The following is a 19,382-nucleotide window of genomic DNA, read 5'->3' as shown; positions in this document are numbered from 1 at the left end:
GGACGTGCATTTTTTATCGCTATTGCACACTTTTTACTAATTACTTTTTACTTAATACAAAATACTACCTACCGCTACTGCATACTAAAAACTATTTTACTATCGACTAAAGACAACCAACTACCCTCTAAGTCATTGCTTCCTGTGCGCCAACACCACCGGCGGCCTCCCGTCAAACGGATTGTTCATCCTACCTATCGTTTTGGCATCCATACCCGCTGCCCTTAGTACACTTTTGTCCCCATACCGTTTTCTAATCGTATCCATCGCATTGTACAGGTTAAGCGTTTCTTCGGTATCCTCGAACAAGTCTATCTGGTAATTACCTGTGACCAAGTGACTGAACCGAACTCCTATGAGACGCACCAACAAACGCCTATTATAAAGTGTTCTGAACAGCTCCAAAACCTTGGGAATCAAAATATGGTCTGCGCTCGTATACGGAATCCGCAATTGCTTGGAGTAGGTATTAAAGTCCGAATATCGAATTTTAACGTTGATACATGCCGTCAACTTTTCGCCCCTACGTAGTTGATAGGCCAAGTTCTCGGTCATGGCAATAAGGATACCTTTTAGTTTTACAACATCGATCGTATCCCTGGTAAAGGTACGTTCGGTAGATATCGATTTTCGTTCGCAAAAGGGAATCACCGGGGTGTTGTCTATTCCGTTGGACCGTTTCCATATAATACCCCCATTTTTGCCCAATACCCGCTGCATTACATGTATTGGCATTTCTTGCACCGTACGCACCTGGCGCAATCCTAGGTTACGGAGTATTTGGTAGGTTTTATCCCCTACCATGGGTATTTTTTTTACGGACAAAGGTGCCAAAAAGGACTTCTCAAAACCTTCGTCCACCTTTAAATGGTTATTGGGCTTGGCCTCGTTCGTAGCTACTTTGGACACTACCTTGTTAGCGGAAAGTCCAAAGGAAATGGGCAATCCTGTTTCTTTAATAATACGCTTACGCAACTCACCGGAAAACTTATAGGAACCAAAAAAACGGTCCATCCCCGTTAAGTCGGCATAAAACTCGTCTATACTGGATTTCTCAAAAAGGGGCACTTCTTCCTTTATAATTTCGGTCACTATATCCGAATGCTTACTGTACTCTCCTGAATTGCCACGGATCACAAAAGCCTCCGGGCATAGCTCTTTGGCCATTTTCATAGGCATACCGGAATGCACCCCAAACCCACGTGTTTCATAACTACAGGCAGCTACGACACCACGGTCCCCGGTACCACCGACCAACAAGGGTTTGTTTTGTAAATACCGGTTATTGAGTCGCTCAACGGACACGTAAAACGTATCTAGATCGATATGTAAAATGGTTTTTTGCATTGCTATCCTGAAATTTGGGATAGCTAATTTATGGATTAATTCCTATTTTTTGGATTTATTCCAATAAAAATGATTAAGATTTTTGATAAAAGTGTTCAATCCAACATTTTAGCATAATTAACGTTATGCTAGTGATAAACTATTTTATATTAATTAAATTTAGATTAGGTAAATCGATATGTTATTAAATCAAAAGTGTCTTTTGAATCCTATCTATCCCCTATGACATCCCCACTACTAAATTACTTCTCTCTCTTTGTTATTGGTATATCGACATGTTTTTCCCAAAATGGCAAATCGGAAATTACCATAACGCAACCCACCACAGGTACTATATGGTCAATCCCCGACATGGTTACCTTGGAATGGTCCGTAAAAAATATCGATTCGGAAAAATCTACCCGTTTCTTTCTGATCAGGGACGAGATGGTAGTACAAGAACTAGGATCCTTTAAAAACAAGGGCATTGCAGAAGATATCGTATTGGCGAAAAACATTGGTTCCGGAGACCGGTACCAAGTAGTAGGCATAGAATTATTCCCAGAAGATAAATTTCAGATCGCTAAATTCATAAGTCCGTTATTTACAATAGTCAATAAGGCCTCCGATGAACGCAAAAAACAGCGAGAACAGGCAAAAGCAACAGAAATAACAAAAACGCCTGCAAAAAGGAAAAAACAAAAACGGAAGAAAAAAAACAAAAAAGCGGAAGAAAAACCCTTGGTAACAAAGAACATATCAACACAAGAAAAGAAAAAAGAAAAGGCACTACCATCAGAAAACCAAAACAAAGTAGCCATAGAAACCAAAAAAGCACGAGAAGAGTTTGAAGGCAGAAAAATATCCTATACCAAGGATTTAGAATTTAACAGCACAAGTATTGTCGTAAAAATATGGGATCACGGAAGACAGGACGGGGATATTGTTTCTATATACCTCAATGGTGCCTCCGTTGTCAACAAACACTACCTAACCTATTACAAGAGGGAGTTTAAGATAGAATTAGACCCCTACAAATCCAATGACCTTTTTCTATATGCCCACAACTTAGGCAATTCCCCACCAAACACCGTATCCATTGAAATTTCAGATGGCACCAAATCTGAGAATATTATACTTAATTCGGACTTGGAAAGCTGTGAGGCGGTCATGATAAGTGTTAAAAAGTAAAATTTCCCTTTAAGACCATAGCCTCAGTTAAATCAAAAAGAGGCACTTTTTACAAAGAACTTCTTTTCAGTACTCGGGGCGGCCCCGAAGCCTCGGGGGAACCCACACCCTCCAAAACCAAAAAAACCTCCCCGAAATGGGAAGGTTATTTTTCTGTACTCGAGGTGGCCCCGAAGCCTCGGGGGAACCCACACCCTCCAGAACCAAAAAAACCTCCCCGAAATGGGAAGGTTATTTTTCAGTACTCGGGGCGGGAATATCCGTTTCATACCAAATGAAACCATATGAATACAAATAACTGTAAATCAGTTATTTAAAATGTTAAAAATTTGGTTTGCTTTCCCTTTATTTCCTATTTTTAGATGAAAACCGTCACTAAACCGTCACTTTTATGTCTGTACAATTAAGAAGTAGGAAGCTAAAATCTGGAGAAAAAAGTTTGTATTTGGATATACATCACAATGGAGAACGATGGCGGGAATTTCTCAAAATTAGATTGTCGCCAAAAGATGCTGACCGAATTGAAAAGAAAAGGTTAGCGGATAAAATTAGGGCAAATCGTGAATTGGAAATACTATCTGATGAAACCGGGCATGTACCGCAACATTTAAAAAATCAGAACTTCTATTTATTTGCGGAACACTTCATCAAGACATACAAGTTTAAAGATGTTCGAATTGTGGCTAGTGCAGTTGAAAAATTTAAACTGGCAATAGATAACCCAAGGTTAAAAATTTCTCAAGTTACCCCTTCAGTAATGGAAATTTATAAGAACTATTTAGTATATGACGCCGGACTTGCGGGGGAAACGGCCCATAATTACTTCACAAGGTTTAAGAAAGTTCTACGGTCTGCTAAAATCCAAGGATATTTAAAGGTAATGCCTACCGAGGATATTCGGTTTTCGAACCCTAATAAGGATGATACTTTAAGAAAACAGGTGCTTGACGGAGAAGAATTGCAAAAGCTTGCTAATACACATTGTGGCAATTCAGAAGTAAAGAAAGCCTTCTTGTTCGCCTGTTATACTTCATTAGGTTTTGCCGAAATTAGAGAATTAACTTGGGGGAACATCAACAAAAGTCGTTTAATTACAGATAGAAAAAAGACAGGTGAATTGATTAATAATCGATTGAACCCGACTGCTCTTGCTATACTCGGCACACCTAAAAAAAAGGACGATTTTGTTTTTAATGTTCAAGACCTTAGTATTAATGGTCTCAACAAAACAATCGGTTATTGGGTGCAGCGGGCGAGAATCAATAAACATATTACTTTCTACTGTGCCAGACATACATTTGCCTGTTTGTTGCTTATGAATGGTGCAAACCTAAAAACGGTAGCCGATGCTATGGGGCATAGCTCTACCAAAAGCACATTAAAATATTTAAACTTCATCAACAAGCTGCAAGACGAGGCCATTGACAATCTCCCAGCTTTAAAAATTGCTTAATTAATAGCCCATATTGAGCGTGGGCAAGATAAGGGCATGGAGCGTTTTTCGCGCTCCATGCTATTATGCACGGTGCCGAGGGTGTTGGAAAACCCATAGGTTTTTTAACTTCCGCAGGTACATGGACTTATATGGATAAAAGCTCTTTTTTATTTCAGTAGTAGTAAGTCAAGTTTTTTGCGCAAAAAACTTGACATTTTAGACTTCTAGTCCCGTTTTTAGAGCAAAAAAATCAAAAGGTAGTCCGAGAACGAGAGGAGTAATACTGTACCCTTTTTACCTTGCGAGTAACAAAGGCACTCGCAAGGTAAAAAGGGTACATGGGCAATGCGAATAAAAATATCAAAACTTATTAAAATATGTCCAGTTTTTTAACAAATAAACTGGACATTTTGAATACCTTTGTGAAAATAGCTTCCAATGAAAACCTCTGAATACATTGAAGATAAGATTAATAAATTACCCAAAGGGTATGTGTTTACCTATATGGATTTTATGAACGAGGTGACTAGAAGGGAAGCCATCATTAAACATTTGAATAGAATGGCTGCTTCCGGTAAGATAAACAAACTATCCAAAGGTAAATACTTCAAGCCGCAAGAAACGGTATTCGGTACGTTGTTGCCAGACCAACATCAAATTGTAAAAGACTTGTTGGAGGAAAATGGAAAACTTGCCGGATATATTACGGGGTATAGCGTTTATAATTCTTTGGGACTAACTACACAAGTAAGTAGCACGATACAGATAGGCAAACGGGAGATACGCCCCTCTTTTAAAAGAGGACGTTTTAGAATTTCGTTCATCAAACAAAAGAATACCATTAATAAGGAAAATATTCCTTTACTACAATTGTTGGATGCCATACGCTACATCAAGAAAATACCCGATACCATCATTGAGAAAAGCTGTATCCGATTGATGGCATTATTGGGCGAATTGAAAACCAGCGAAAAAATAAGGCTAATAAAATTGGCTTTTAAATATTCTCCAGCAACCAGAGCTTTATTAGGTGCGTTGCTAAGCGAAATTGGTTGTAAGGCGGAGACTGAACTAAGAGACCTTCAAGACAGTTTAAACCCAATAACGATTTATAATTTTGATATTTCTGAAAAGGTATTGTCAAATGCTAAATACTGGAATATAAAATGAAGCTGCACGAGAACGAACCACTTTTCAGGCAAGCGGTACAGGTAACCGCAGAGCGAATGGGTATTTTAGATATCTATATCGAAAAGGACTATTGGGTATGCTATGCCTTAAAACTAATCTTTGATAGTGCAATCAAAGATGAAGTCATATTTAAGGGAGGTACGGCCTTGTCAAAGTGTTATAAATTCATCGAACGTTTTTCCGAGGATATTGATTTAGTCGTATTACGCAGAGAAGAAGAAACAGGGAACCAACTAAAGACGAAGCTCAAAAAAATTACTAAGGAAATAACTGCACCATTCGTAGAGGTAGAAATGGAAGGGATTACCAACAAAATGGGAATGATTCGAAAGATAGCATATAACTACCCCAAAATTTTCAAAGGAAATTACGGACAGGTACGGGATGCAATTATCATAGAAGCAACATGGTTGGGCTATTTTGAACCATACACTAAGCGAGTCTTGAATACCTATATCTATGATATGATGAATGCCACCAATCAAACGACATTGGCGGAAGAATACAACCTACGGCCTTTTGAAGCACTTGTTCTGGATTCTCGAAGAACGCTTTGTGAAAAGATAATGAGTTTGGTTCGGTTCTCACATACTAAAAAACCAATTATCGACCTGAATGCTAAAATTAGGCACGTATATGATATTCATCAGCTATTGACAGATGAAACAGTTCTAGAATTCTTCACTTCGGCTGCTTTTGATACAATGTTATTAAAGGTGGCTCATGACGACGTACAAAGTTTTAAGAACAACAACGATTGGTTAAAGCACCACCCTAAAGAAGCATTGATTTTCAAAGAACCGGAAGAAACTTGGAACCAACTGAAAGTAACATATCAAGATGATTTTAAGAATTTAGTTTATGGAGAGTTGCCAAAAGAAGAAAATGTTTTGGATACAATTATTAATGTATCTAAACGATTGGCTATTTTAAACTGGACTATATCGCTTTAGAAATCCATAGATTTACTCAAAATATTACAGCTATTAGATGGAGTTACATACACATAAGAGATTAAATATTCTTTTCAAAAATCCGTTTAGGAAACTACTTCAAGTAACAACTGGTCGACTTGTCAAGCAAATTAAAGATATGCCTGATAATTTGTTTTCGTCGCAAAGTGTTGATGATATTGTTAATGACCTTTTTGAAGAGTATAAAATTGGCGATTTACCAATCATTTTCTGGGAAAAAGGAACTACCAAAATATCTAATGTACAGTTGACTTCACAGGATTTACCAAGTTCTTTTGACAGAGGTTTTAATGGCACGATTGAGCGAAAAAAAATCGACTTCTTTATACCAATGAGTGATGGCAGACACGACATAATGGTCTACAGGCAAGACAAGATAGACTATAATAAAGCCTTCGTGGGAAGTATGAGCTATTCTACCAAGGCTTTTAATCCAGTCGGAGTGCCGTACGTAATTGATGGCAACAAACTTCAATTTACATACATAGACCTTTGGCAAAATCCAGAAAAAACCAATGAAACGTTTTTTGATGACAAGAAAATTTTCAATGAATTTTACTTAGGGTTAAAAACCACAATTGAAGAGTATAATTTTAATTTACCCAATGTTTTACGTTCACTTGTAAATCAAAGAATTGAAAAGTCAAAACGGGATGAGGAATATGAATCAAAGCTTGTCTTCCCCATAGTTAGCGACCCAAATCTAACCGATTTTTTTATACCTAAAAAGGTTCTTAAATCAAAAAAAATTCAACCCAAACCTAAAAAGATAACTCCGGACACTCCTGCTTATGAGTGGTATATTACCGAAGATGATTACGCTAATATTTTAAAAATACTCCATGATTGTGGCAAGATGTGGGAAAAATATCCAAGATTATATAAGGGTAGGGATGAAGAAACCTTAAGGGATCAATTGTTGTTTGTATTGGTGCCCAACATTATTGCCGTAGTTGCAGGCGAAGCCTATAACAAGAAAGGTAAAACGGACATTTCAATTAAACATGAGAATACAAATCTATTTATTGGAGAATGCAAGATTTGGAAAGGGCCTAAAACTCTTCTTGAAACAATAAATCAAATTTTGAAATATTTGACTTGGAGAGATTCCAAATCAGCCGTACTGAACTTTGTACCCAATGACGATTTTTCACACGTCTTGGATAGTGCCGAAAAAACTATTCAACAGCATCCGAATTATATTAGTAAGATTAAAGAGTATGAAAAAGGATGGTCTAATTATAGTTTTCGTTTATCAGAGAAATCTGATGTAACTATTACTATAGCTTTTCAATTTGTACACACACCAGAACTTTATAATATAGACTAGATACTAATACTCATTTGAAGATTTGCTGTTCAGTTTTAAACGATGAACTTTTACTGGGACGCCAAGCACTTCTAATTTCAAGCAAACAGCGTGTCCCCAAATCTTACCCAAAAACTTTGCGCGTGGATCCTGTCCGGTTTTTGCAGCGATTCCGGCAGATTAGCGTAAAGCAAAAACCGGATAGGGCGCACCCTACTTTTTGCTTTGGGGTTCTCGCCATTTTTGGTAGAGTTCGCTGGCCTCTGGGCTGGCCTCGAAGAAAGCCCTGAAATGCCCTATTGCATTTTCTTCTCCCTGTCCATAAGCCTCTTGCCTTATTTCAGGGATTCGGGAGACCCTGTAAAAGGAGAAGCCCAATACCAGAAAGATTATTACCAAAAGACCCCAAAACAGCTTTATGGCCCATTTCGGAAAAGTCAACGACTTTTTAATATAGTAGACCACGTTCCCCATTAGTTTATGGTGGTCATCAATTACTTTCTTTTGATGGTCATTGTATCGCTTCAAAATAAAGTCAATATCCGTAGTGTCGGGCTTGATTTTGTAGTTCATCAAAAAAGCTTGTAGTTCTTCCAGGCGACTGACCGAGTTTTCAAACTCTTGGATTTCCTCCGTTAGCAATTCTGCTATTTCGTCTAGTTTTGCCATGATATTATATTTCCATTCCTAATCCAATTGTTTTCTTAACGGCCATTTTAATTGCCTTTTTTGTAATATTAGCTGCGAGGTTGGGGGATAACCCTACAGTTTTTCCTAGTATTGATAGTGAGTTTTCCTTGACTATTTTTTGGGCAACATTTCTATTAAAGCCAATCCTTTCGGCGATTCGCCTCATTGACATGGAACGATGTACTTCACTTCCTTTAAGGTTTTGGCCTTTGTATTCAAAACGGAAACCCCGCAATTGATTCGATTTATTGATGCTTGGAATGACTTCGACATTCCTTTGTTTCATATACTTGATGTATTGGTCAAAATCTTTGGGTTTCATTTCTGCAATAACCTTTTCATGGACATGCTTTATTTCGTGGCGTACATTTTTAATTTCGTTCAGTTTTTCTTGTTGCACTTCTCTTACCGTTGTCAATCCCATTTGTTGAGCCACTTTTTCTGCTGCCTGTTGGCTTCGTTTTCCGATGTAGCTGTCCTTGTATGCCGTGCCGTCGAAACCGATACGGTTTACATATAAATGGATATGCCGATGACTTTTATCTTGATGCACAAAGGCAATCGCCTGTCGTTCTTGTAGTTTCATTTCTTTGATGAATCTTTCCGTGATTTCCTTTAGTTCTTTTTCTTTTAATTTTTGTCCATCTTTTATCGTGGGACTAAGGACGAAACTCAGCGTGTTCTTTTTACATCGATGGTTTTGTGTTTGAATGATTTTGAATTCCTGTGTAATCTCTTTTGGATTGTCTCCTGCTAAATGTTCGCGATAAACCACCTTGGCATCTTTCTCTTCGTTCCACCCATAACCCATGGACGCTCCCGTATGCGATATCGATTTTCCCATGCCTATCATTTCTTAAAACTGTAAAGATGTTTACGTATTTCATTTGCCAGCTGTACCACTTCATCAGCTAGTTTCGGATTTCTTTTCCGGTACATATTTCCGATACGTTTAAAGTTGACTTGATACTGCACCAGTAATTTATATACATCGATTTGTTCCTCGGAAAATCGTTCGACAATTCGATGGTCAAAGGCAGCACGCCGACAATATTCACTTATGGAGAGTCCGCTCTTTTTGGCCTTGATTTTGAGCAGCTTCTTCTCATAAATAGAACATCGAAATTGTACAAATTCCTTTTTCACTTTAGGTTTTTTTTACTCTTTTTCAATCGAATTACACTTTGTTAAATTATATATCGAAAACTCATTTAATAGTTCCTATCCTTTTGCGACCAACGGGAGTAAAAGCAAGATTTGTCATGACAATGACACATCTTGAATTCTTACTCAGACGCATTTCTACACCTACCTACCGTTTCCTCCATTTGTCCCTATCCACATCTCATTCAAATCTTTATAACCTTCATATAAATAGGATTTATCGATACATCTTTTATCGTTTTTCATCAACCATTCCGTAGCTTCTTTTCCTGCTTTATCATTGTCCAGGTACAGTTTCACATCCTTGAACAATTCGATATATTTCATGGCCTTTTTTAGAAAGGAAAGCGAGTTCAAAATGAGAAAGGTCATGTTATCGTGACAGAAGTTGGTGACCGTTAAAAAATCGAACATTCCTTCCGTTACCACTAACTGCATGCATCCGTTTGAAATATAGGTAATGTCCTTTGGGGAGGAAGAACTCTTGTAGTACATGTTGCGAAGTTCCCAACCGCCCGAATCGTTCTGTAGTCCGATACCGAAATAGTGGTTTCCTTTTCGAGAGTAATGAACTTCCTTACAGTATTTATTTGCGGTTTTCAGGGTTATGTTTCTTTTCTTCAAGTAAACTTTCAGCCCGTAATGCCAAATAGGATTGGCACTTTTGATAATCAATTTATCGTTTGATGGCGGAACAAAAGGTTGCGGGTGAAAAGAAAAAGAGGGCGGTATATCGGAAAGGAAGTCAAGCGCATCCAGTAAACGGCAGTCATAAAGCCGGACGACCAAATCGAGCGTGTTACCACCGAAGCCCGACCCATGGTAGAACCAAAGGTTCTTAATTTTCGATACCTTAAAAGAGGCATGGTTTTCTAGCCGGAACGGACTTAGAAACCAAGCTTCTTTCTTTGTTTCCCTGCAGGGAAAGTGCCCTGCCTTTGCCATCGTTTTCACGATGCAGATGGCTCGGGCTTTTTGCCAGCTTATTTCATCCCCTTTCATCTACGTCTATTTCTAAAGGTATAGTCCAAGGCTTCGGTCTCGATTTCCGAATTTGACTTCCTGCTATTCTGAAGAAGCCACGCATTGAGTTTGGCCTTTTCAAAGAACAGCATCTTGCCATTGGGTTTTGAGTGCGGGATATTTCCAGAGGCCGTCAATTTGTATAGATAGCTTCTGGATATTCCGGTGTAGTCGCAGGTTTCCTCAAAGGTGAGTACTTCCTTATTGGCTATTAAAAGCCGCTCCAAACGATCAAGTCGTTCAAGGATTAAATAATTGTCCATTGTTTTCCTTTTTAAGGTTACTAAATGAACAAAAGCGCTTTTGTTTTCTTTTGAAGAATTCCTGGTATAAAGGTAAAATAAAGGAAGGTGTAACCCTTGATTTTGTGATTTTAGTTATTCACAAAAAACTGATATACAATAATTTACGTCATATAAATTCAAATGAAACTATATTAAATATAATAATATAGATTGGGTTTCAAATGGCTTCAAATAGTATCATTTGAATGTTGTCAAAAATGGCGGGATTTTGAGTTATTAACAATTTAAAATAGCTAAATATGAAAAATCTGGCTTGAGAAGAATCGATTTTGTTGTTTTAGAGCAGTCGATTACATAATCGTTATTTTAAGAAATTTCCAATATAATTAGGAATGCTACCCCTTTAAAAGTTGGTGTTACAGAACTCTTTTAATAAAACTTCTTTTTCTCGAATGATATTGGTTTTTGTCCTTATCAAAATAGATTCATTAGTGATGCTTACAACACAAAATTAGAGTTATACAACAAAAGCCATTTAGATTACAACATAAGTAGTATTATTCTTACTAATATCAATAGGTTTGTGTTCTTAACCAGTAATAAAATTACTAAAATGAGCATAAAAACCAACCTAACCTTTGCAACTCTGATTTTTGGTTTATTTGTCGTACGAGCGCAAATGATTCAAGTTTCCGGCGACAATCAATCCATAGGTGTTGAAGCCACTATATCTACTGTTATAGCACCCAATTTGACAATTACCTCGAGTACAGATATAACGGATTTTACTGTTTCCATAACCAACTCCTTTACCACGACAGATCAGCTAGGCTATAATAGTACATTACCTTCCGGAGTGACCACAAGTGGCTGGAACAGTAATACGCGGTCGATAGTCTTCAAAGGCACTTTATCTGCATCAGAATGGCAGACATTTCTCAGGACGGTGACGATGACCTCAGGCCCAATTTGCTCACCAGAAACGCGGCAGGTCACCTTTGTTGCGGAAGAAACTTTCTATAATCCCTTGAACGACCATTATTATCGGGTCACAGATACACAAACTTCATGGACAGCAACCAAGGCGGCCGCCTCTTCACTTTCATTTTTTGGCAGGGAGGCTTATTTGGTAACCCTGACCTCTAATGCGGAGAACATTTTTGTCACTAGAATTGTTGGTCAAAATTCTTGGATGGGAGCTTCGGACGACCATAACCAGATTAACGAAGCATTGGGATATAATCTATTTGCGGATACAAATGCTTCTGAAGGAAAATTTTATTGGGTTACCGGCCCAGAAAGGGGTACTCAGATTACTACGGATAACGGTAACGGGAATGGAGTTCCCGGAGTATACCAAAACTGGCGGTCCGGCGAGCCAAACGATTACAATAATGGAAATCCTGGAGAGTCATTCGGTCATGTATATTCCAGTGCCGGCGATTGGAACGATTTTCCCAATAGTTCTAGTATTTTTGGAATAATTGAATTTGGCGATATGCCAAACGACCAATTAAGTGCAACTCCTTTCTTTACAAAAGATATCACAATTAATGGAGCACCAGGCGGCAATATAAGCGGTGGAGAGGTGTCTGTATGCTCTGGCACCAACAGTACTACGCTGACACTGAATGGTCTAAATGGTTCGGTAATCCGTTGGGAGAGTTCGGATAATAACTTTATCGACAACCCAACAGTTATTAGTAATACCACGACAACATTAACGGTCAATAATATTTCCACAACAACATATTACAGGGCAATCGTGAATACGAATGCCCCGACAAATTGTAGTAATCTGACCACTTCCAGTACACCAATTTTTGTAAGGGAAGCGGATGCCGGAAACGTATTGGCCCAAAATACCACTATTTGCGCTGGATCCAACGTTGAACTCTTCGTTTCTGGGCAAGAAGGTGATGTTCAAAAATGGCAACGTTCAGACGACAATTCAAATTGGGTGGATATTGCCATTACTACAACTACCTTAGAAGAAACTATTCCTTCAACGGGTTCTTGGTACTATCGTGCCATTACGGAAATATCCGAGTGTGGAACATCAGCTATATCCGATTCGAAAGAAATCACTGTTGTTTCAGGCACCCCACCCGTTGGAGGTCAAGTAAGTTCTGGCATACATAACTCAACAAGTAATTCCGGAACCTTAACGTTGACTGGACATACGGGAACTGTTGAGAAATGGCAACAATCGACCGATAATGGTATAATTTGGTCTGACATAGTTAATTCCAACAGTACATATACATATTCCAATTTAGTCGAAACCACCCTTTTTAGAGCGGTCATTGTAAATGGTAGTTGTGGTACTACTAATAGCGATACCGGATCGGTAACAATAGATACTGAGGCACCCTCTGGATATGCCGTAGTCATTGACCAAAATCCTATTGATACTGCAAACGAAACGAACGCATCCTTTACTTTTTCTGGAGCAGAAATCGGAATAACATATAATTACAACTTTACTAGCGATGCAGGCGGAACTCCTATTACCGGAACGGGAACCATTACAACCGCTACCGATCAGATAACAGGGTTGGACCTCAGTGGTTTGGGAGATGGATCGATTACCCTTTCCGTTACCCTAACAGATACCGCAGGAAACATAGGTAATACGTCAACGGATACAAAAACAAAGGATACTACAGCTCCCTCTGGATATTCTGTAATAATTGACCAAGACCCTATCGATACTACTAATGAAACCGCGGCGTCATTCACTTTTTCTGGAGCCGAAGTCGGGACAACTTACAATTACGCATTTACCAGCAATGGAGGTGGAACCTCCGTTTTGGGAAGTGGAACAATTAGCACTCCCACCGATCAAATTAGCGGTGTAGACCTAAGCGGTTTAAGTGATGGCTTAGTAACATTGGAGGTGACCTTAACGGATACCGTTGGAAATGAAGGAAGCTCATCTACTGATACCGTAACCAAAGAAACGGATGGAGATGATGATGGTATCAAAGATGACGTGGACAATTGTCCAACCATTGCCAACGCCGACCAAATTAATACAGATGGAGATGGCGAGGGAGATGTTTGTGATGACGATGACGATGGTGACGGTACGCCCGATACGGAGGATGACTTTCCATTGGATGAAAACGAGGATACCGATACCGATGGTGACGGAACAGGCGACAACGCAGATACCGATGATGATAATGACGGTACGCCCGATACGGACGATGACTTCCCATTGGATGATGAAGAAGATACCGATACGGACGGCGATGGTACAGGCGACAATGCCGATACTGATGACGATAATGACGGTTCGCTCGATACTGAAGATGATTTCCCATTAGATGAGAACGAGGATACCGATACCGATGGTGACGGAACCGGAGACAACGTAGATACCGATGACGACAATGACGGTACGCCCGATACGGACGATGACTTCCCATTGGATGATGAAGAAGATACCGATACGGACGGCGATGGTACAGGCGACAATGCCGATACTGATGACGATAATGACGGTACGCCCGATACGGACGATAACTTCCCATTGGATGAAAACGAGGATACCGATACCGATGGTGACGGAACAGGCGACAACGCAGATACCGACGACGACAATGACGGTACGCCCGATACGGATGACGACTTCCCATTGGATGAAAACGAGGATACCGATAGCGATGGTGACGGAACAGGAGACAACGCAGATACCGATGATGATAATGACGGTACGCCCGATACGGACGATAACTTCCCATTGGATGAAAACGAGGATACCGATACCGATGGTGACGGAACCGGAGACAACGCAGATACCGATGATGATAATGACGGTACGCCCGATACGGACTATGACTTCCCATTGGATGATGAAGAAGATACCGATACGGACGGCGATGGTACAGGCGACAATGCCGATACTGATGACGATAATGACGGTTCGCTCGATACTGAAGATGATTTCCCATTAGATGAGAACGAGGATACCGATACCGATGGTGACGGAACCGGAGACAACGTAGATACCGATGACGACAATGACGGTACGCCCGATACGGATGACGACTTCCCATTGGATGATGAAGAAGATACCGATTTTGATGGTGATGGTATAGGAGATAATGCTGATACTGATGACGATAATGACGGTATTCCGGATGCGGAGGACAGTGATCCAAAAAACTCAACGGACAGTGACAATGACGGTATTCCCGATTCCGAGGACGAGGACGACGACAACGATGGTGTCCCGGACAGTGAAGATGATTTTCCTTTAGATGAAAATGAGGATACCGATACGGATGGTGATGGCACTGGCGATAACTCGGATGAAGATGATGATAATGATGGTACGACCGACGAGGAAGACGATTTCCCACTGGATGAAAATGAAGATACCGATTCGGACGCCGATGGAACGGGGGATAATGCGGATAACGACGATGACAACGATGGTGTCACGGATATACAAGACGATTTCCCGACCAACAAGGAACCGGTCTTAAGACCTGCTGAGGCCTTTACACCGAATGGTGACGGGGTTAACGATTATTGGGTAATACCGGGTATCGACAACTACTCCAATACCACGGTAATGGTGTACAACCGGTACGGTCATGAGGTCTTTTCCGCTGTCAACTATCGCAACGACTGGCGAGGTAACTACAGCTCGAATTCCGATTTGCTGCCCCCAGGATCCTATCTGTACGTTATCGACCTAGGCAACGGTAGCGCACCGATACAGGGGTGGATATTTATCAATTATTAATACTAAAAATACTTAAATGAAGACCAACCATATATATCGATTTTTTATCTTTTTTACGCTTCTTGTCGTAGGCAGGGTATCAGCACAACAAGATCCTAATTATTCCTTCTACCGATTCAATATGAACCTGATTAACCCTGCCTTTGCAGGTGCGGACGAAACGACCGATTTCGGCATTAACCTACGAAGCCAATGGTCAGGAGTACAGGGAGCTCCTGAAACGCAGAGCTTCATCTTTGGTACTCCACTTGGAAAAAATGTAGGAATCGGCCTCTCGGTAATCAACGACAAAACCTTTATCGAAAGCCAAACGGCAATCGCTCTAGACATATCCTATAAATTAAAATTGAGTGAGAGCCATAATCTCTTTTTTGGTGTAAAGGGAGGCTTTACTTCCTACGATGCCAATACAGATGGCCTGTTGACCTATGGAATTATGCAAGATGCTTCGTTGATGAATATTGACGGGCGGTTCAATCCCAATGTTGGGGCAGGTGTTTACCTCAAGCACGAATCCTACTTCATTTCATTATCAATTCCCAAGATATTGACTCCAGATCGCCTTGAGCAGAACGATGGCCTTGCGAGACTGGGAACGGACAAGCCCCACATGTACCTAGTAGGAGCGTACGATATTAATCTAGGCGGCAACTTGATGCTAAAACCTTCGACATCCATTCGTTATGTCGAAGCAGCCCCTCTTTCAGTAGACATGACAGGCATCTTAGAGTTCAATCAAAAATTCGGATTAGGAGCCGCATATCGTCTCAATGAAAGCATTAGTGGACTATTTATGATCAAAACTAACTGGATCGACATCGGCTATGCCTATGAAATTGCTCTAGAAAATAATATCAGCAATATAGATAACGGTACCCATGAAATATTGATGAGTCTGAGGCTATAAGTAGATTACTATTAGAAGAATGACTAGCGTTTTTCTGTGGTTAATATGTTAAGGTGGAATAATTATTAGGTGCACTAATTACTTACTGTAAAACGGCGGCTTTACGGGACAGTTTCGACAAAGTGCAAAATCTAACCTCGTAGTGTCCCTTTCTTAGTCTCTTTTAGTATTCTCGTTAATTAACCTTTTACGGGACAGTTATTGACACAAAAAAAACTTGTAAAGGCTTTGACCAATATTTAGATTCAATTCAGAAATCAAATTAGCCGCTGCATTCACTTTTTTATCTTTGGTTTTGCTATAGATGTCGGTTTTTTACATTTAGCATTACCTAAGATGCTTTAATATGTTTTAGATATCGACACCATTTTCAATTTGAATTAAATAAAACATCAATAACTAGCAGCAATTTTAATATCTTCCTTTCAGGAAAATAAAAGGTAAAAATTAGGTTTATATTTAAAAACCCGTCACTCAACCGTCACTTCAAAAAACACAAAACCCTGAAAATCATTAGATTAACAGGGTTAAAATGTACTCGAGGTGGGAATCGAACCCACACTCCAAAGGAACTGGATTTTGAATCCAGCGCGTCTACCAGTTCCGCCACTCGAGCTTAGCTGCCGTAACTAACGGCATTTTAAAAGTAGGACTGCAAAATTAAAAAAATAATCCATTACAGCTACAAAATTATTGACATTTATAGTTTAGCAACCCATTTTAATTTTTAAATTTGCACCTCCTTAGAAATCAGGGGTATTAAGAACCAACTTATATCGCATTAAAGACTCAATTTTGTAAATTATGGCATACCTAGTTCCGGAACCAAAGATTTTTGCCTGCACCCAGAGTATGGAGCTTGGCAAAAAAATTGCCAAGGCATACGGCACAGAGCTAGGCAATGTGCTGTTCTCTAGATATAGCGATGGGGAATTTCAACCTTCGTTCGAGGAGTCTATCAGGGGCACAAGGATTTTCATTATCGGCTCCACACACCCAAGTTCAGAAAACTTGATGGAAATGTTATTGATGATAGATGCCGCCAAAAGAGCTTCTGCGCGTCACATTACTGCCGTAATGCCCTACTTTGGTTGGGCAAGACAGGATAGAAAAGACAAACCAAGAGTACCTATTGCGGCAAAACTGGTTGCCAAAATGTTGGAAACCGCGGGGGCAACACGGATTATTACGATGGACTTGCATGCAGACCAGATCCAAGGGTTTTTTGAAAAACCGGTAGACCACCTTTTTGCCTCTACATTATTCCTGCCCTATTTAAAGAACTTAGGCCTGGAAAACCTTACGATAGCATCTCCGGATATGGGCGGCTCCAAAAGAGCTTACGCGTATTCCAAAGCATTGGAAAGCGATGTTGTGGTGTGTTACAAGCAAAGGGCAAAAGCCAATGTTATAAGCCACATGGAACTTATTGGCGATGTTCAGGGCAAGAATGTTGTACTGGTAGACGATATGGTAGATACCGCCGGTACATTAACAAAAGCGGCCGATTTAATGATGGAACGCGGTGCTGTAAGCGTTCGTGCTATTACCACCCACGGACTGCTATCTGGTGATGCTTATGAAAAAATAGAAAAATCCAAGCTTACGGAACTGATCATTACAGACTCTATTCCTATCGAAATAAAAAGTGATAAAGTCCGTGTCCTAAGCTGTGCAAACCTATTCGCAGAAGTTATGGACAAGGTACATAACAACAACTCCATTTCCTCCAAGTTTCTAATGTAGATCGGGAAATCAAAGCAAGAATTATTAATTTTTAATATATATAATGAAGTCAATTACAATTAAAGGATCAGAAAGAGAAAGCGTGGGCAAGAAGTCAACAAAGGCCTTACGTAATGCTGGAATGGTTCCTTGCGTAGTATACGGAGGGGATAAACCACTACACTTTTCAGCACCAGAACTAGCGTTTAGGGATTTAGTGTACACCGCAGCTGCGCATACCGTTGAAATTGATTTAGGCGATGGCAAGGTAAGAGCTATTATGCAGGACATTCAATTTCATCCGGTTACGGATAGGATTTTGCATATCGATTTTTATCAATTATTCGATGACAAGGAAGTTACCATGGATATTCCTGTGCGTTTACAAGGTAATTCTCCAGGTGTAAGAAATGGTGGGCGCTTACTGTTCAGAAAAAGAAAATTGGCGATCAAAGCCCTACCGGACAAATTACCCGATTTCTTTGATGTTGATATTTCCAAATTAAAGATAGGCGAGAACATTAGCGTTGCTTCCCTATTGAACGACGATTTTAATATTCTACACCCAGACAGTACAACCGTTGTACAAGTTAAAATGGCACGTACGGCCGTTGTTGCAGATGACGAAGAAGATGAAGAAGGCGAAGGTGAAGAAGGAGCAGCCGAAACACCATCGGAAGAAGGAGCACAAGAATAACCTTAAGTTATTTTTAAAGAGCGACAAAAAGCATCCCGGTACTGGTATCGGGATGCTTTTGTATTTTTACAGCTGTACAAACGATTTAAATCAATGCGCAAGCTCCTTAAATCCCTCTTTAGAAAAAATCACGATTATTTAAACGAAGAAGATCCCATGAAGAAATTTTTGATCGTAGGTCTTGGTAATATAGGTGACGAATACAAGGAAACACGCCACAATATTGGCTTTACCATTTTAGATGCCTTGGCCGCTAAAGAAGGGTTTACCTTTGAAACGGCAAAATTGGGAGCTATAGGAATGTTCAAAGCAAAAGGCCGAAGCGTACTTTGCCTAAAACCATCTACCTATATGAACCGAAGCGGAAAAGCGCTAAAATATTGGATGGACAAAGAGAATATTCCTCTTGAAAACATACTGGTGATCACAGACGATATCAACCTTGCTTTCGGAACCATACGTATTAAAACCAAAGGTAGTGATGGTGGCCACAATGGGTTAAAGGATATACAATTATTTCTTCAAAGCACTGCATATAACAGGTTCCGATTTGGTGTTGGGTCAGATTTTGGCAAAGGGAGACAGGTAGCATACGTTCTTGGAAAATTTAACGAAGAGGAAAATGCAAAAATGGACGAACGCCTTAAGAAATCTACCGAGGTAGTGACTTCTTTTGTATTGGCAGGTATTGCGCGAACCATGAACCAATTCAACAACTCATAAAACCCAATAAGGGATTTATGGAA

At 39.8% G+C, this 19,382-nt stretch carries 16 protein-coding genes and 1 tRNA gene; 10 read left to right on the top strand and 7 right to left on the bottom strand.

The genetic code is table 11. The features are described from left to right. Nucleotides 1-132 precede the first annotated feature (132 nt). Nucleotides 133-1,347, bottom strand: a complete 1,215-nt coding sequence (locus tag ACFQZJ_RS02125; protein ID WP_379931940.1) for a DNA polymerase Y family protein — start codon at nucleotides 1,345-1,347, stop codon at nucleotides 133-135. A 222-nt stretch (nucleotides 1,348-1,569) separates the two neighbouring features. Here ACFQZJ_RS02125 and ACFQZJ_RS02120 point away from each other — a divergent pair, with 222 nt between their 5' ends. The 5 genes from ACFQZJ_RS02120 to ACFQZJ_RS02100 all read left to right on the top strand — a co-directional run bounded on the left by ACFQZJ_RS02120 (nucleotide 1,570) and on the right by ACFQZJ_RS02100 (nucleotide 7,447). Then, nucleotides 1,570-2,517, top strand: a complete 948-nt coding sequence (locus ACFQZJ_RS02120; protein ID WP_379931939.1) for a hypothetical protein — start codon at nucleotides 1,570-1,572, stop codon at nucleotides 2,515-2,517. A gap of 391 nt (nucleotides 2,518-2,908) precedes the next feature. After that, complete coding sequence (locus tag ACFQZJ_RS02115; RefSeq protein ID WP_379931937.1) at nucleotides 2,909-3,970, top strand: tyrosine-type recombinase/integrase; 1,062 nt, start codon at nucleotides 2,909-2,911, stop codon at nucleotides 3,968-3,970. A 420-nt stretch (nucleotides 3,971-4,390) separates the two neighbouring features. Continuing rightward, on the top strand, nucleotides 4,391-5,122 hold the full coding sequence (locus ACFQZJ_RS02110) for a DUF6088 family protein (protein WP_379931935.1): 732 nt from the start codon (nucleotides 4,391-4,393) through the stop codon (nucleotides 5,120-5,122). After that, the gene (locus tag ACFQZJ_RS02105) at nucleotides 5,119-6,096 is read left to right on the top strand and encodes a nucleotidyl transferase AbiEii/AbiGii toxin family protein (RefSeq protein ID WP_379931934.1); all 978 of its coding nucleotides are present in this window, start codon (nucleotides 5,119-5,121) and stop codon (nucleotides 6,094-6,096) included. Before ACFQZJ_RS02110 ends, ACFQZJ_RS02105 begins: the two co-directional genes overlap by 4 nt. Nucleotides 6,097-6,133: 37 nt before the next feature. Continuing rightward, nucleotides 6,134-7,447: a hypothetical protein gene (locus ACFQZJ_RS02100; protein ID WP_379931932.1), complete on the top strand. Its 1,314-nt coding sequence runs from the start codon at nucleotides 6,134-6,136 to the stop codon at nucleotides 7,445-7,447. Nucleotides 7,448-7,639: 192 nt separating this feature from the next. On the opposite strand, the gene ACFQZJ_RS02095 is transcribed toward ACFQZJ_RS02100, so the two are convergent. The 5 genes from ACFQZJ_RS02095 to ACFQZJ_RS02075 all read right to left on the bottom strand — a co-directional run bounded on the left by ACFQZJ_RS02095 (nucleotide 7,640) and on the right by ACFQZJ_RS02075 (nucleotide 10,566). Continuing rightward, complete coding sequence (locus ACFQZJ_RS02095; RefSeq protein ID WP_379931930.1) at nucleotides 7,640-8,095, bottom strand: DUF6730 family protein; 456 nt, start codon at nucleotides 8,093-8,095, stop codon at nucleotides 7,640-7,642. Between the two features lie 4 nt (nucleotides 8,096-8,099). Continuing rightward, the gene (locus ACFQZJ_RS02090; protein ID WP_379931929.1) at nucleotides 8,100-8,960 is read right to left on the bottom strand and encodes a relaxase/mobilization nuclease domain-containing protein; all 861 of its coding nucleotides are present in this window, start codon (nucleotides 8,958-8,960) and stop codon (nucleotides 8,100-8,102) included. A 5-nt stretch (nucleotides 8,961-8,965) separates the two neighbouring features. Then, entirely contained in the window at nucleotides 8,966-9,262 is a 297-nt protein-coding gene (gene mbpA, locus ACFQZJ_RS02085; RefSeq protein ID WP_379931927.1) for a mobilization protein MbpA, read from the bottom strand. A 162-nt stretch (nucleotides 9,263-9,424) separates the two neighbouring features. Then, entirely contained in the window at nucleotides 9,425-10,282 is an 858-nt protein-coding gene (locus ACFQZJ_RS02080; RefSeq protein ID WP_379931926.1) for a toprim domain-containing protein, read from the bottom strand. Continuing rightward, nucleotides 10,279-10,566: a helix-turn-helix transcriptional regulator gene (locus tag ACFQZJ_RS02075; protein ID WP_379931925.1), complete on the bottom strand. Its 288-nt coding sequence runs from the start codon at nucleotides 10,564-10,566 to the stop codon at nucleotides 10,279-10,281. The genes ACFQZJ_RS02080 and ACFQZJ_RS02075 overlap by 4 nt, the downstream gene beginning before the upstream one ends. A 595-nt stretch (nucleotides 10,567-11,161) precedes the next feature. Here ACFQZJ_RS02075 and ACFQZJ_RS02070 point away from each other — a divergent pair. Together ACFQZJ_RS02070 and ACFQZJ_RS02065 are read left to right on the top strand one after the other, a co-directional pair. After that, nucleotides 11,162-15,307 carry a T9SS type B sorting domain-containing protein gene (locus tag ACFQZJ_RS02070; RefSeq protein WP_379931924.1) on the top strand — a complete coding sequence of 1,382 codons (4,146 nt, stop codon included), beginning with the start codon at nucleotides 11,162-11,164 and terminating at the stop codon, nucleotides 15,305-15,307. 16 nt (nucleotides 15,308-15,323) lie between these two features. Continuing rightward, the gene (locus ACFQZJ_RS02065; RefSeq protein ID WP_379931922.1) at nucleotides 15,324-16,214 is read left to right on the top strand and encodes a PorP/SprF family type IX secretion system membrane protein; all 891 of its coding nucleotides are present in this window, start codon (nucleotides 15,324-15,326) and stop codon (nucleotides 16,212-16,214) included. Between the two features lie 535 nt (nucleotides 16,215-16,749). On the opposite strand, the gene ACFQZJ_RS02060 is transcribed toward ACFQZJ_RS02065, so the two are convergent. Further along, nucleotides 16,750-16,830 (bottom strand) — tRNA-Leu (locus ACFQZJ_RS02060). A gap of 188 nt (nucleotides 16,831-17,018) precedes the next feature. Here ACFQZJ_RS02060 and ACFQZJ_RS02055 point away from each other — a divergent pair. From ACFQZJ_RS02055 to pth, 3 genes are all read left to right on the top strand, one after another. Next, nucleotides 17,019-17,960, top strand: coding sequence for a ribose-phosphate pyrophosphokinase (locus ACFQZJ_RS02055; RefSeq protein WP_379931920.1), 942 nt, complete (start codon nucleotides 17,019-17,021; stop codon nucleotides 17,958-17,960). A 43-nt stretch (nucleotides 17,961-18,003) separates the two neighbouring features. Then, nucleotides 18,004-18,636 (top strand): 50S ribosomal protein L25/general stress protein Ctc, encoded by a 633-nt coding sequence (locus tag ACFQZJ_RS02050; RefSeq protein WP_379931919.1) that lies wholly within the window; start codon nucleotides 18,004-18,006, stop codon nucleotides 18,634-18,636. A gap of 93 nt (nucleotides 18,637-18,729) precedes the next feature. After that, the gene (pth, locus tag ACFQZJ_RS02045; RefSeq protein ID WP_379931917.1) at nucleotides 18,730-19,359 is read left to right on the top strand and encodes an aminoacyl-tRNA hydrolase; all 630 of its coding nucleotides are present in this window, start codon (nucleotides 18,730-18,732) and stop codon (nucleotides 19,357-19,359) included. Nucleotides 19,360-19,382: the final 23 nt, after the last annotated feature.

Source organism: Maribacter chungangensis (assembly GCF_042676845.1).
GTDB lineage: Bacteria > Bacteroidota > Bacteroidia > Flavobacteriales > Flavobacteriaceae > Maribacter > Maribacter chungangensis.
The sequence above is the reverse complement of the archived record's forward strand: the minus strand, read 5'-3'. Positions and strand labels throughout refer to the sequence as shown.